This is a genomic window from Pusillimonas sp., from assembly GCF_035515275.1.
Taxonomy (GTDB): Bacteria; Pseudomonadota; Gammaproteobacteria; order Burkholderiales; family Burkholderiaceae_B; genus Pusillimonas.
This window is the reverse complement of the sequence record NZ_DATJBQ010000150.1, coordinates 1-14475: the sequence shown is the minus strand read 5'-3', so window position 1 is coordinate 14475 and position 14475 is coordinate 1. Positions and strand designations below refer to the sequence as shown.

At 58.6% G+C, this 14475-nt stretch carries 13 protein-coding genes and 1 pseudogene; 5 read left to right on the top strand and 9 right to left on the bottom strand.

The annotated features are described in order from the left end of the window. Positions 1-7 precede the first annotated feature (7 nt). The 3 genes from VL003_RS11025 to VL003_RS11015 form a co-directional block, all read right to left on the bottom strand. Positions 8-1567 (bottom strand): YifB family Mg chelatase-like AAA ATPase, encoded by a 1560-nt coding sequence (locus VL003_RS11025; RefSeq protein ID WP_325442414.1) that lies wholly within the window; start codon positions 1565-1567, stop codon positions 8-10. 127 nt (positions 1568-1694) lie between these two features. Beyond that, entirely contained in the window at positions 1695-1955 is a 261-nt protein-coding gene (locus tag VL003_RS11020; RefSeq protein ID WP_325442412.1) for an accessory factor UbiK family protein, read from the bottom strand. Positions 1956-2097: 142 nt separating this feature from the next. Next, positions 2098-2511, bottom strand: a complete 414-nt coding sequence (locus VL003_RS11015) for a hypothetical protein (protein ID WP_325442410.1) — start codon at positions 2509-2511, stop codon at positions 2098-2100. A 464-nt stretch (positions 2512-2975) separates the two neighbouring features. Between VL003_RS11015 and VL003_RS11010 the strand changes: the two genes are divergently transcribed. Together VL003_RS11010 and VL003_RS11005 are read left to right on the top strand one after the other, a co-directional pair. Beyond that, positions 2976-3314, top strand: a complete 339-nt coding sequence (locus VL003_RS11010; RefSeq protein ID WP_325442408.1) for a P-II family nitrogen regulator — start codon at positions 2976-2978, stop codon at positions 3312-3314. 10 nt (positions 3315-3324) lie between these two features. Then, the gene (locus VL003_RS11005) at positions 3325-4551 is read left to right on the top strand and encodes an ammonium transporter (RefSeq protein WP_325442406.1); all 1227 of its coding nucleotides are present in this window, start codon (positions 3325-3327) and stop codon (positions 4549-4551) included. Between the two features lie 51 nt (positions 4552-4602). On the opposite strand, the gene ptsP is transcribed toward VL003_RS11005, so the two are convergent. From ptsP to thrS, 6 genes and pseudogenes are all read right to left on the bottom strand, one after another. Continuing rightward, the gene (gene ptsP / locus VL003_RS11000) at positions 4603-6360 is read right to left on the bottom strand and encodes a phosphoenolpyruvate--protein phosphotransferase (protein WP_325442404.1); all 1758 of its coding nucleotides are present in this window, start codon (positions 6358-6360) and stop codon (positions 4603-4605) included. Positions 6361-6385: 25 nt separating this feature from the next. Then, positions 6386-6658, bottom strand: a complete 273-nt coding sequence (locus tag VL003_RS10995; protein WP_325442402.1) for an HPr family phosphocarrier protein — start codon at positions 6656-6658, stop codon at positions 6386-6388. A gap of 48 nt (positions 6659-6706) precedes the next feature. Next, positions 6707-7108 (bottom strand): PTS sugar transporter subunit IIA, encoded by a 402-nt coding sequence (locus VL003_RS10990; RefSeq protein WP_325442400.1) that lies wholly within the window; start codon positions 7106-7108, stop codon positions 6707-6709. A 1-nt stretch (position 7109) separates the two neighbouring features. Next, on the bottom strand, positions 7110-8066 hold the full coding sequence (gshB, locus tag VL003_RS10985) for a glutathione synthase (protein WP_325442398.1): 957 nt from the start codon (positions 8064-8066) through the stop codon (positions 7110-7112). A gap of 61 nt (positions 8067-8127) precedes the next feature. Then, complete coding sequence (infC, locus tag VL003_RS10980) at positions 8128-8694, bottom strand: translation initiation factor IF-3 (protein WP_325442441.1); 567 nt, start codon at positions 8692-8694, stop codon at positions 8128-8130. An 18-nt stretch (positions 8695-8712) separates the two neighbouring features. Next, positions 8713-10649, bottom strand: a pseudogene (gene thrS, locus VL003_RS10975) (threonine--tRNA ligase). Positions 10650-11028: 379 nt separating this feature from the next. On the opposite strand from thrS, the gene VL003_RS10970 reads away from it, so the two are divergent. From VL003_RS10970 to VL003_RS10960, 3 genes are read left to right on the top strand one after another with little or no spacing between them, the layout of a single operon-like run. Continuing rightward, complete coding sequence (locus tag VL003_RS10970) at positions 11029-12153, top strand: ABC transporter ATP-binding protein (protein ID WP_325442396.1); 1125 nt, start codon at positions 11029-11031, stop codon at positions 12151-12153. Continuing rightward, complete coding sequence (locus VL003_RS10965; protein WP_325442394.1) at positions 12150-13214, top strand: ABC transporter substrate-binding protein; 1065 nt, start codon at positions 12150-12152, stop codon at positions 13212-13214. Before VL003_RS10970 ends, VL003_RS10965 begins: the two co-directional genes overlap by 4 nt. Further along, positions 13199-14434: an ABC transporter permease gene (locus VL003_RS10960; protein ID WP_325442392.1), complete on the top strand. Its 1236-nt coding sequence runs from the start codon at positions 13199-13201 to the stop codon at positions 14432-14434. The genes VL003_RS10965 and VL003_RS10960 overlap by 16 nt, the downstream gene beginning before the upstream one ends. Positions 14435-14475 lie beyond the last annotated feature (41 nt).

Here is a 14475-nt window from a genome sequence, read left to right as displayed (position 1 = left end):
TTATCGCTCAGAGCGGCGGCCGGGGGCCGCCGTTTCTGTTTTCCGCCCACGGCTGACGATAACGGGCGGCTTCTGCCAGATGGACAACGTCGATGTCGTCGCTTTCTGACATATCGGCCAAGGTGCGCGCCACACGCAAGACTCGATGCACCACACGTGCCGACCAGCTCCACCGGCGCATGGCCTCGTGCATCAGAGCACGAGCAGTCTGGTTCAAGATGCAATGGCGTTCTATGCCTTGAACGTCCAGCCTTGCGTTCAGGCCGGCCTGTCGCTCCCATTGCTTTTCGCGGCACTTCTGGACGCGGCGCCGGATGGATTCTGATGCCTCGCCCCGTGTCTCGTCGAGCCAGGTGGGCTCGGCTGCAGGGAGACTGATCTGAAGATCAATTCGATCGAGCAAAGGCCCCGATAGCCGCGCACGGTACTTGTCGATACGGTCGGGCGTACAGCCGCAGCGCATACGCGCGTGCCCCAGCCAGCCGCAGGGGCAAGGGTTCATGGCGGCAATTAACTGGAAGTCGGCAGGAAACGTCAATGTGAGACTGGCTCGAGCGATCGACACGCAGCCCGTCTCAAGGGGTTCGCGCAACGATTCCAATACACTGCGCTGAAACTCGGGAAGCTCATCAAGAAATAGAACGCCGTGATGGGCAAGGCTGATCTCGCCGGGCTTGGGCCGTACACCGCCGCCCACCAAGGCCGGTGCGGAAGCTGAATGATGCGGCGCCCTGAATGGTGCCAGCGTACTGAACACGGGTTCTTTTCCGCTTAGGCCGGCTACCGCCGCCACCTCGAGCGCATGTTGTCCGCTAAGCGCAGGCAGCAGGCCGGGCAACCGATGCGCCAACATGCTCTTGCCGGCCCCCGGAGGGCCTGACATCAGCAAACTATGCCCGCCACCCGCCGCGATTTCCAGCGCCCGTCGGGCGTCGGCCTGGCCGCGCACATCGGACATGCACGACAAAGCCTGTCTGACCACGCTTCGCGCAGCGGCCTGCGCCGGCGCCAGCTGGCTGCCAGCACAAAAATGATCAACCACCTCGCGCAGGCTTCCGGCTGCAAGCACTTTCAAGCCGGGCACATGGGCTGCCAGGCCTGCACAGCCCGCGGGCAAAATGAGCGCAGCCTCGGGCGCATCGCGCGCAACCGACAAGGCAATAGCCAGCGGTGCCGCCACGGGAACGACCGCGCCAGTCAGGGAAAGCTCGCCCGCAAACACATAATCACAGAAATCGGGCGGCGCGTCTGCCGGGCCGCCCTCTTTGCTCGGTATCGCCAACTGGCCCGACGCCGCCAGTACGCCCAATGCAATGGCCAGATCAAAGCGCCCGGATTCTTTAGGCAGATCGGCGGGAGCCAGGTTGACGGTGATGCGGCCGGAAGGGAACTCGTACCCGCTGCTAATGATGGCTGAACGGACGCGTTCGCGGCTTTCGCGCACACCGGTATCGGGCAGCCCCACCAGGCTGAACGCGGGTAAGCCGGGCCCCACGTGTACCTCGACGCGCACGGCAAACCCCTGCAATCCGCATAGCGCCTGGCTGGCCAGCACTGCAAGCGACATGAGCACACACCCCGCAGCAAAGACAATGCGGGAAAGTATGGACTAAACAAGGGGTGCCGCAGCACCCCAAAAGATGATTTTGTCCGTTGGGGCAGGTACCGTTCCTCGGCAAGCTGCCGCAGGCTGCTTATTGATCGGGCGAAGCGCCCAGGGCGGCAGCAGACTCCAGCGCCTGAACCTTGGTTTCGAGTACGGCAATACGGGCCAGCGCGCGTTCAAGCAGTTCAGACTGGGTATCAAACTCTTCTCGCGTGATCAGGTCAAGCCGCGAGAACGTTTGTGCCATCATGGCCTTGACATTGCGCTCGATGTCGGCCGCGGGGCTTTTTTTAAACAGATCAGAAATGTTCTTTTGAAATTCTTCGAACATGTCGCTTCGGTTGGTCATGGTGGGCTCCAGCAGAAAAGTAAAAACTTGGATGCTTCCTAGTTTAAACGGACTACAGCTGAATCACCTTGAAAACCTTGAAGCTTCTCAAGGCTGGTGTTCAGCCGTAGCCCATTGCTTTGCTGTTCAAGCGCCGATCCGCTTATCTGCGGGTGGAACCATCTCCGACCTTTTCCTGTATGGCCGCGTCAGCCTTGGCGGCGCCATCCGCGATCGCCTGGCGGGCGCGTTCGGCCGCATCAGCTGCGTCGTCCTTGAGCTCGCCGGCCTTGGCGGCAATGGCATCACCGGTCGAACTCAACGCATTGCTTGTATTGCCCACCGCAGCCGAAGCCGATTCACGGGCATCGCTCATGGAGCTGCTGGGAGGCGGCGTAGTCGGCGCACCGGTACCGGGAGTGGGATCGGCTGGTGTCACGGGATCTGCCGGAGCTGCAGCGGGGGGAACTGCAGGATCAGGCATGGGCGCGGTGTCATCCTCTTTTGAGCATGCCGCCAACAGGCTGACGGAGGCGGCCACAGCCGCAATAGCGAAATAGGTACGTGTGTTTCTCATGATTTCCTCACTTGGTCCAAAGTCGCGAAAAACTTAAGACTGAGCCCGGTGCGACTAGCGGTTCAGTAGCGAGCTTGTGACAACTGGCTTGGTTACAAGTCTAGCCACCCACTTGGGAAACCACCTAAAGCTAGTGTAAATCGTGATTACAGCAAACACGGCGAAAGGATCCTGGCTTTTTCCTGTAAGCCGCTTGAACCGGTCTTCTGCGACGCTTTGCCCTGCGGGCGGTGCTGTACATGGCGACACAAAAGTCGGCTGTGTAGCACCTATTGTTACAACAGCGCGGTACATGAATCGTGGCGCGCTAACGAATGCACCTTAATACAGCGCGCCGCACCAAATAGAGGCAGCAACCGCTGTCCGCGCGCCCGAACACGGTCTCTGCCACCTCCAAACCTGAAGAAAAACTGGCACGCATGTTGCGTGATATGCAGTGAACCCTTCAGAAAGGAACGTTTCAAATGAAACTCATCACCGCAATCATCAAGCCGTTCAAACTGGACGAGGTACGCGAAGCTCTGGCTGCCATAGGCGTTCAGGGCATGACCGTCAGCGAGGTCAAAGGCTTTGGCCGGCAGAAAGGCCATACCGAGCTGTACCGAGGCGCCGAGTACACCGTTGATTTTCTGCCCAAGTTGCGGATCGACATGGCGGTTTCCGAGGCGATGCTGGAACAGGCCCTGGAAACGCTATGCACCGCTGCACATACCGGCAAGATCGGCGACGGCAAGATCTTTGTCACCCCTTTGGAACAGGCCGTGCGTATCCGCACCGGCGAACACGACGAAAACGCCCTATAGGAGCAAGAAAATGGATAAAGCGGATTTTGTCTGGGTGAGTGTCTCTACTTTGCTTGTCCTGCTCATGGTCGTGCCGGGCCTGGCGCTGTTCTACGGCGGCCTGGTGCGAGCCAAGAATGTACTCTCGGTGCTGTCGCAAGTATTGAGCGTATTTTGCCTGGCCGTCGTCATCTGGTTCGTGTACGGCTATTCACTTGCTTTTACCGAAAGCAATGCATTAACAGGCGGTTTCTCGCGATTGCTGTTCAGCGGCATGCTTCAGTTGGACACCATGAAGCTCGAATTGGCAGGCTCCATACCCGAAATTAGTTTTGCGGCGTTTCAGGCCACGTTTGCCGGTATTACCTGCGCCCTGATCGTGGGCGGGGTCGCCGAGCGAGCGCGATTCGGCGCCATGCTGCTGTTCACCGCATTGTGGATGACGTTTGCCTATCTGCCCATAGCGCATATGGTGTGGGCGCCGGGTGGATGGCTGTTCGAGCGCGGAGCGCTGGATTTCGCCGGTGGCACCGTCGTACACATCAATGCCGGGGTCGCCGGCCTCGTCGGCGCATATTTTATTGGCAGCCGACTGGGCCACGGGCAGGAGGCCATGCCGCCGCACAATTTGCCCTTGACCATGATCGGCGCCGCCCTGCTTTGGGTAGGCTGGTTCGGCTTCAACGCCGGTTCGGCTCTGGGTGCCAACGAGGTCGCCGCCCTTGCCTTTTTCAATACCATGCTGGCTACATCCGGGGCGGTGCTGGCCTGGCTTGCCACTGAATGGCTGTCCAAAGGCCGACCTTCACTGCTGGGCGCAGTGTCGGGCGCGGTGGCCGGCTTGGTGGGAATCACTCCGGCCGCTGGTTTAGTGGGCCCCGGCGGAGCCTTGGTCATCGGCGCGATAACCGGCGCCGCCTGCGTCTGGGGGGTAAATGGCCTGAAACGCCTGCTGCGCGCTGACGATGCGCTGGATGTGTTCGGTATTCATGGCGTCGGAGGCATTGTGGGCGCCCTGCTGACCGGCTTGTTCAATGCACAAGCCTTGGGCGGCCCCGGGCTGGCGTCATTCAGCGACGTACCGTTTCAAATGTGGATACAAGCCGAAGGCATTCTGATAACCATCGTATGGTGCGGCGTAGTCTCATGGCTGGCGTTCCTGGTGGCCGACCGGGTGTGCGGGCTGCGCGTCAGCAAAGAATCAGAGCGCCAAGGGCTGGACATACACGAGCACGGAGAAAGCGCGTACCAACGTTGAACACGGGGTGCATGAGCCAGGGCGCAGCAGCTGCGCCCTGGTTTCCGCCGTTCAGCCTTCGAGTGAGGCCAGGTCTATGCGCTCGGCGCGGTTCAGGGCCGAGGCCACCTTGACTCGGAGCGCATTGGAATGCGCCAGACGAATTTCTTTTTTAACATCAAGCAATTGCTGTGGGTGCATGGAAAACTCTTTGAGCCCCAGGCCAAGCAGCATGCGGGTCATCGTGGCATCACCGGCCATCTCGCCGCACACGGCCACCGACTTGCCCCCCCGCTCGGCCGCATTGATGGTATGCGAAATAAGCCGTAACACGGCCGGATGCACAGGGTCGTACAGGTCAGCCACATCGCTGTCGCCGCGATCGATGGCCAGGGTGTACTGGATCAGATCGTTGGTGCCGATGGAAAGGAAATCAAGCGCTTCGACAAAGGGCTCGATGGCAATAGCCATGGCCGGAATCTCAACCATGGCGCCAAGGGCAATATTCTTGCCATAAGGTACACCGCGCTGCTCCAGTTCGTGACCCGCCGCTGATATGGCGTTTTTAACAGCGCGCACTTCGTGCATATGCGAGATCATAGGCACCAGAATGCGAACTGGGCCATGTACTGCTGCACGCAGCAAGGCACGGAGCTGGGTGGCGAATATTTCAGGGTTGGCCAGGCAATACCGTATTGCCCGCAAGCCCAAAGCAGGGTTGGTTGCTACAGCATCGTCGCCGTCCAGCGTCTTGTCGGCACCGATATCAAGCGTGCGTATCGTGACCGGCCTGCCCTGCATGGTGCGCACCACCGACGCATAGGCCTGATACTGCTCTTCTTCGTCAGGCAGGTTGGCGCGACCAATAAATAGAAATTCACTACGAAACAAGCCGATGCCATCGGCACCGGCCTGCATGGCCACTTCTGCTTCTTCAGGCAGCTCGATATTGGCTTCGAGCTTGACTTTGATGCCATCAAGCGTCATGGCATCGGCGTCACGCAAAAGGCTCAGCTGCGCCCGGGCATCGGCATACGCGCTTTGCCGCCGCGTGTACTCGTGCAGCACAAAATCGGGCGGGTTCACAATGACCGAACCGGTCATGCCATCGACGATCAGCAAATCGCCGTCACGCACCAGGGCGCGGATATTGCCAATGCCCACAACCGCCGGAACGTTCATGCTGCGGGCGACAATCGCCGTGTGCGATGTTGGGCCGCCCAGGTCGGTAAGGAACGCACCAAATCGAGCGCCGCGCAAACGCAGCATGTCGGCAGGCGAGATATCGCGCGCGACGACAATCAGCGTTTCGTCGTTTTGTCCCGCTTCGATTTGCGGAAGCAGCGTGGGGCTACCCGACAAGACCCGCAGTACGCGTTCGATGACCTGCCTTATATCGGCGGCACGCTCGCGCAGGTATTCATCCTCCATGGCGGCAAACTGCTCAGCCAGCATCTGGCCTTGCGTCGTCAGTGCCCATTCGGCGTTGTACTGCCGCTCGGCAATCAGGTTGCACGCTTGTTGCCCCAGCATGGGATCATCAAGCAACATGGTGTGCACGGTAAGCAGCGCCGCCATTTCCCGCGGTGCGTCAGCCGGCAGATTGTTCACAATGCCTTGAAGCTCGTCGCGTGTTGAAGCCAGGGCATCGATGAGCCGGCGACACTCTTCGGCCACGTCTTCGAGCTGAATTCGGTAGTGGGCGACCTCGAGCGCCGCAGCCCCCATGACCGCCGCCCTGCCGATGGCATACCCTTTGACCACGCCCTGGCCACGCATGCAAAACATCGCGTTTGGTGCGGCGGAGGCAGGCTGGAAGATAGAGGTCATGAGTGTTATGTTGCCATGGAGAGGCTTACTCGTGCTCGCCAAACTTATCGGCAAACAAGGCCTGTATATCAGTCAGGGCTTGGGCGGCGTCCGGACCTTCGGCATCGACGGTTACCGTTACGCCCAGGCCCGCCGCCAACATCATCACACCCATTATGCTTTTTGCATTGACTCGCTTGCCTTTACGCGCGATGAAGATCTCGCATTCGCTGAAGCTGGAAGCCAACTGGGTAAGCTTTGCCGCTGCACGCGCATGCAGCCCCAATTTATTAGTAATGACGATATCAACTGCAGGCATGTATGTTCTGATCGGTATGTTTGAGTGGCTGGTGACGAGTACGCAGTGTCAAGAGAAGCAGTCGGCGCGCACAATACCCTTGAGAGCTCCTTCGCGGACCTTCTCGCTCAGCGCCTCGGGGTTTTCGTGGTTGTCGGTAAGCGCCTTGAGCACCATGCATAGATTGGTCCCGGTAACCAGGGCAACGTCGGTACCGCGCGCAGTCAGGTTGCGAACGACCCGACTGGCAATATTAAAGGGCGTGGCACCATAAATATCACAAAGAATCAAAATTCCGTCGCCCGAGCGGGCTTCCAGCAAACGCTCAAGCCGCTGCGCTGATTCGTCAGGCGGGTCGTCGGCTTTAACGTCAAACACCAATATGTCGAGCTCATGACCCAGAATATGGGCGGCGCAGTCGACGAAAGCGCTGCCAAGAGGCTCGTGCATGACGAGAGCCAGGCGTGCCATATCAGGCGCCTACCGCCCGTTCAAGCGCCACGGCAAACGTCTGGGCCACGTCAAAATCTGTTTGCTCGGTAATTTCGACAAAGCAGGTGGGGCTGGTGACGTTGATTTCAGTCAGATAGTCGCCGATCACGTCCAGGCCCACCAGAAGCAGACCACGCTCGGCCAGGCGCGGCCCAATTGCATGGGCAATTTCGTAGTCGCGCGCCGATAAGGGCTGCGCGACACCACGACCGCCCGCCGCCAGATTGCCACGGGTTTCGCCTGCCAGCGGAATACGCGCCAAGGCGTACGGCACGGGCTCGCCGCCGATGATGAGTATGCGTTTGTCGCCCGCCACGATTTCAGGAATATACCGCTGGGCCATGATGGTGCGCTGCCCGTTGTCGGTCAGCGTTTCCAGGATGGCGCCCAGATTGGGCTCGCCGTTTTGCAAGCGAAAAATTCCCATCCCGCCCATGCCGTCCAGAGGCTTGACGATGACGTCTTGATGCTGTGCGTGGAAGGCACGCAGGCGATCCATGTCGCGCGTGACCAGGGTGGGCGAGGTAAATTGAGGGAACTCGGTGATAGCCAGTTTTTCGGGATGGTTGCGTATGGCATTACCCGAGTTGAAGACGCGGGCGCCCTGCCTTTGCGCATACTCGAAAAGGTGGGTGGAATAAAAATACTCCATGTCGAACGGCGGGTCTTTGCGCATCAGCACCGCATCAAAGCCGTTCAAGGGGCCGTCATCCTGAGCACCTTCGGTCCACCAGTGCGATTGCTGGAGATCGGCGTTTTCAACAAGCTGGATGGCGCGGCTTTGGGCCTTGACCACCCCGCCCTCGATGTACAGATCGCCCTGCAACGCCACACTCAGCGTGTGGCCCTTGGCAGTCAGGGCACGCATCATTGCCACGGATGAGTCTTTGTATGCCTTCAGGGAAGGCAAAGGATCGATAACAAACAATACGTGCATAAAAAGGCCCTGCGTGCGCACTCACCGCCCGCTTGCGCGGCGGTGAGTGCGCTAGTGTGAATCAGGAGGCGGAGTCGCCTTGCTTGCCGACCGCTTTTTTGCGCGGTGCCAGCACCATGACCATCTGGCGGCCCTCGAGCTTGGGCATGGCTTCGACCTGGATCAGTTCACCGAGATCGTCGCGTACGCGTTCGAGCACACGCATGCCGAGTTCTTGGTGAGCCATTTCGCGACCACGAAAGCGCAAAGTAACCTTGGCCTTGTCGCCCTCTTCGATGAAGCGGCGCAAGTTGCGAAGCTTGACCTGATAGTCGCCCTCGTCGGTGCCGGGTCGAAATTTGACCTCTTTGACCTGGATGACTTTCTGCTTGGCACGGGCTTCGGCCTGGCGCTTTTGCTCTTGGTACTTGAACTTGCCGTAGTCCATGAGGCGGCAAACCGGGGGGTCGGCGTTGGGCGCGATCTCGACCAGGTCTACTTCATGTTCTTCGGAAAGACGAAGAGCGTCGGGGGTTTTGACAATGCCCAGTTGCTCGCCGTCTACGCCAATAAGACGCACCTCGGGGATACGAATTTCACCGTTGATGCGATGTGGTTTTTCGGTTGCGATATCTACGACTCCTAGAATTGATAGGGAATGGCGGCCTTAAACCGCTCCGACGTTACGCCGGGTAGCAATGTCTTCTTCAAGACGTTGCGAAAATTGTGCCAAAGGCATGCTGCCCAGGTCGGCGCCACCGCGAACACGCACCGCAACGGTGCCGGAATCGCGCTCTTTCTCGCCCACCACCAAGATGTAGGGAACTTTCTGCATGCTGTGTTCCCTGATTTTACGGGTGATCTTTTCGCCGCGCAAATCTGCACTTGCCCTAAGCCCTTGTTTTTTCAGGGCTCGCGCGATATCGGCCGCGTAGTCGGCAAAATGCTCGGAAATACAACACACCACCACTTGCTCGGGCGCAAGCCAGGGGGGCAAGGCTCCGGCATAGTTCTCGATGAGAATACCGATGAAACGCTCGAACGAACCCAGTATCGCACGGTGCAACATGACCGGCGTCTTGCGCTGGTCGTTTGCATCGACATATTCTGCGCCCAGTCGCTGAGGCATGGAAAAATCGACCTGAATGGTGCCGCACTGCCAATGACGGCCAATAGCGTCTTTCAGGGTGTATTCGATCTTGGGGCCGTAAAAGGCGCCCTCGCCTTCAGAAATCTCGAACTCACAACCAGTGCGGTTAAGGCTTTCGATAAGCGCCTGTTCGGCTTTGTCCCAGACTTCGTCCGATCCGATGCGCTTTTCGGGCCGCGTGGCTACCTTGTACAAGATATCGGTAAATGCAAAATCGGCGTAGACCTTTTGCAGCAGCTCGGTAAACGCGGCGCATTCATCTTGCAACTGGTCTTCGGTACAAAAAATATGGCCGTCGTCTTGCGTAAAGCCCCGCACCCGCATCATGCCGTGCAAAGAACCCGAGGGCTCGTTGCGATGACATTGCCCGAACTCGCCATAGCGTATGGGCAATTCGCGGTAGGAATGCAGGTGGGCGTTGAAGATCTGCACATGACCCGGGCAGTTCATGGGCTTAAGGCCGTAGGTGCGGCTTTCGGACTCGGTGGTAAAGATGTTCTCGGCGTAGTTGTCCCAGTGGCCGGTTTTTTCCACAGCGAAAGATCAAGAATCTGCGGCGCCTTGATCTCTTGGTAACCATTGTCGCGATACACGCCGCGCATATACTGCTCGACCTGCTGCCATAGGGTCCAGCCCTTGGGGTGCCAAAAAATCAGGCCAGGGGCTTCGTCCTGGAAATGGAACAGGTCCAGCTCTCGCCCCAGCTTGCGATGGTCGCGTTTTTCGGCCTCTTCGAGCATGGTCAGATAAGCTGCCTGGTCTTCTTTGGTGGCCCAGGCCGTACCGTAGATGCGCTGCAACATCTCGTTGTTGCTGTCGCCGCGCCAATACGCACCGGCCACCTTCATCAGCTTGAAAACCTTTAACTTGCCGGTTGAAGGCACGTGAGGTCCACGGCACAGGTCGATGAAATCGCCTTCGCGATACAGGCTGATGGGCTCGTTGGAGGGAATCGAGGCGATGATCTGAGCTTTGTAGGTTTCGCCAATACTCTTGAAGAACTCGACTGCATCGTCGCGCAGCCATTCTTCGCGCGTGACGACTTCGTCCTTGCGGGCCAGTTCTGCCATTTTTTTCTCGATGGCCTCAAGGTCCTCCGGCGTGAACGGGCGCTTGTATGAAAAGTCGTAATAAAAGCCGTTTTCGATAACCGGGCCGATCGTAACCTGGGCTTCCGGGAAGAGCTCTTTTACCGCATAGGCCAGCAAGTGCGCCGTTGAGTGGCGAATAAGGTCGAGCCCTTCGGAATCTTTGGCGGTAATAATGGCAAGTTCGGCATTTTGCTCAATGACATGGCTGGTATCGACCAACTTGGGCTCTTGCCCGGGCAACGTGATGCGCCCGGCAAGCGCAGCCCGCCCCAGCCCTGCTCCGATGGAGCTTGCTACGTCATACACGGACACCGGGCCGGGAAACTCTCGGCTGGAACCGTCGGGCAGGGTGATCTGAAGCATAAATTGTCCTGAGTAAAACACAAAAAACGCGGCTTATGCCGCGTTCTGTAGAAATGCACTGCTAGGGTCTGCTGGTGATCGATACGCGGCAACGACTAATAAGCCGTGGTCGTAGTTCGGTCGGGTAGATTGGGCATGGTTTGCGGACCCTTGTTCATCATCCAACCATTGTAACACTTAACCTGCTTTATCTTTGCGCAAACGCCATGGTTCAGCCAGGAATCGGTCCTGTATGCGCCGGCCTGTTGTTTAAACCCCACCGTTTATCGGGGTAAACCACCGCTTTCGCCACAGAAACTAAATTGCTATCCTCCAAAAAGCCAATGACGCGCAGGGTCCATTCCACGATCTCCGGCCGCAGCCGTCAACAGGACAACTGATGTCAAACAGCAAAGATGCATTCCTCAAGTTTTCCCATGTCCGAAAAACCTACGATCAAAAAACCGCAGTGGTCGACGACTTCAATCTATCTGTCGACAAGGGCGAGTTTGTAACCTTGCTTGGCCCCTCAGGGTCGGGAAAAACTACAGTCTTGATGATGCTGGCCGGCTTCGAGCATGTAAGCAGCGGCCTTATCACCATCAACGATAAACCGATTACACGTACCGCACCCCATCGGCGCAACATCGGCATGGTGTTCCAGAACTACGCCTTGTTTCCGCACATGACCGTCGCCGAAAACCTGGCTTACCCGCTTAAGGTCAGGCGCTTGCCCAAACAGCAGATCACTGAACGCGTCAATGAATACCTCGAACTCATCGACCTGAGCCGGTTCGGCTGTCGGCATCCGGCTCAACTCTCGGGTGGTCAGCGCCAGCGCGTGGCTCTGGCCCGGGCCTTGATTTTCGAACCCAGTCTGGTCTTGATGGACGAACCACTGGGCGCACTCGACAAAAAACTGCGCGAACAAATGCAGTTCGAAATCACGCGTCTGCACCAACGTCTGGGCTTCACGGTTATCTATGTCACCCACGACCAGACCGAAGCCTTGACCATGTCCAGCCGAATTGCCGTCTTCAATGCCGGCAAGGTTCAGCAATTCGCGCCGCCCGACGCACTGTACGAGCAGCCCGCCAATGCATTCGTGGCGGGCTTCATCGGTGAAAACAACCTGATCATGGCCCGGCAGGCTTGTGTGACCGCGAACGGCATGGTCACGTCTGCCCTGCCCGACGGTACGCCGCTGCGGGCTCGCAACGGCAATTGCACCGCTACCACCCGCCAATGCCAGGTGTCCATCCGCCCCGAGAAACTCGCCATAGTCCAGCCAGGTCAAACCTTCGACAATCAGGTTGCGGCCGACTTCATCGCCCGGCATTACGTGGGCGACTTCATCCGTTACTACTTTCAGCTTGAGGGCGGCGAGCGCGCGGTGGTGAAGTTGCTGAACGATGTACACGCGCCGATGCTGCACGAAGGGCAGCAAGCCGCTTTGGGCTGGATGGCCGACGACAGCTTTGCCTTTGAACCCGTTGAACCGACCCACCAAGGAGACACCCCATGAGAAAATCCGCCCTTCCCCTGCTGGCCGGTGCGCTGCTTTCCCTCGGCATCGGCGCAACCGCTGTAGCCCAAGAAGCCTTGACGGTCGTGTCTTTTGGCGGCGCATACGGTGCCGCACAAAAGAAGCATCAGATCGACCCCTATATCGCTGAAACCGGCAAGCGCGTCATTTTTGAGAACTACACCGGCGGCATTGCCGAAATGAAGGCTCAGGTGCAGTCTGGCAATATTCAGTGGGACGTGGTCGACATGGAAACCATCGACCTTGAGCGAGCATGCTCGGAAGGCCTGCTCGAAATCATTCCGCGCGACATTCTTCTGCGGGGCGACGACGGCACACCGGCCGAACAAGACTTTATTCCTGAAGCGCTTGCAAGCGAATGCGCTGTAGCCGAGATCGTCTACAGCACCATCTATGCTTACAACGACAAAACCATCGGAAAGGACCGTCCCACCACGGTCGAAGATTTTTTTGATGTGCAGAAATTTCCAGGCAAACGCGGCCTGCGCAAACGCCCGCAGTTTGTTCTTGAGTGGGCCTTGATGGCCGACGGGGTGCCCGACAAAGACCTGTATCAGGTGCTGGCGACCCCCGAAGGGCAGGCGCGCGCGTTTGCCAAACTGAACACCATCAAGAACGACGTGATCTGGTACGACAGTTGGTCGCAGGCCCCACAAATGCTCAACGACGGCGGCGTGGTCATGGTGCAGGTGGCCAACGGTCGCATCTTCGATGCCATACGCAACGAAGACAAGCCCTTTACCATTGTGTGGGATGGCAATATGTACGACCTGGGTGCGTGGACCATCGTCAAAGGCACGCCCAAGATTGACCAAGCGCTTGAATTTATTGCCTTCACGACCAGCACCAAAGCGCTGGCGGGCTTTCAGGATGTGGCGTATGGCCCACCCCGCAAATCGTCTTTGGCCTTGGTCGACAAATCGGTCGTCGATCACCTGCCCAGCGCCCACATGGATGAGGGAGTACAGGTCGACCCGGTATTCTGGGCCGATTACGGCGAGACCTTAAGCGAGAAATTCAACGAATGGTTGCTGAAGTAGGCGACGAAGAATTTCGAGCCGAGCGCAAGGCGTTGCGCCGGCGCCGGCGCAGCGCCTTGTTGCTGGTGGCGCCCCTGCTGGCCTTTTTGCTGCTGGCTTTTGTGGCGCCCATTGCCGGCATGCTGTATCGCAGCGTCTACAACCCTACCCTGGTTGAACTGATTCCCGACACGCTTGCGCAGTTGTCTGAATGGGGTGAAGAGCCGCTTCCCTCGATCGATACGTACTCGTCAATGGCAGTCGAGCTCAAGCGCCTGTCGACCGAGCGCAAGGCCGGCATACTGGCCGCTGCCGTCAACCAGGCACACCCGGGCGCCTCGAGCCTGATCAACGCGTCGGCGCGTCGATTGCGGCAAATGCCCGACGATCAATCGCTTGAGCAAGCCGCCACCCTACTGCGCCAAACCGATAGCCGCTGGGACCAGCCCGAGCTTTGGCAAGCCATAAGGCGAGTGGGCCAGGTGCATACGCTGACCCATTATTTAACGGCCCTCGATCTGGAACGCGATTCTAGGGGCGAGATCGTTCCGCGCGAATCCGCCCGCATCTATATTCAGCTATATACACGCACTTTGGGCATGGCGCTGGCCATTACGCTGATGTGCATCGCCTTAGGCTACCCGCTGGCCTATTACCTGAGCCGCGCCCCGGTTCGGTTGGCCAATGGGTTAATGGTCCTGGTACTGCTTCCGTTCTGGACGTCGCTGCTGGCCAGAACCACAGCGTGGATCGCCCTGCTGCAGCCCCACGGCGTGATCAACTCCGTTTTGGTTTCTTTGGGTCTTGTCCATCAGCCGCTTGAACTGCTTTACACCGGGCCGGCCACGGTCATTGTCATGACCCACATACTATTGCCTTTCATGGTCTTGCCCTTGTACGCGGTGATGCGCGGCATCGACCCCAGCCTCGCTCGCGCCGCCCAATCGTTGGGCAGCACACCCTGGTCGGCGTTTTGGCGCGTGTTTCTTCCCCTAAGCCTGCCCGGGCTGAGTGCCGGTGCCCTGCTGGTCTTCATCATCTCGATCGGCTACTACATTATTCCCGCCCTGGTCGGGGGCACCGACGGACAGATGATCTCGAACATCATTGCGTTTCATATGCAAAGGTCGAACAACTGGGGGCTGGCGGCCGCACTAGGCACTTTGCTGCTGGCCGTTATCGTGATTTTGTACTGGGTGTACGACCGCCTGGTCGGTGCCCACAATTTAAGGTTGAGCTAGAAATGCGCTACGAATGGAGCACCACACTTGGGCCCTGGCTG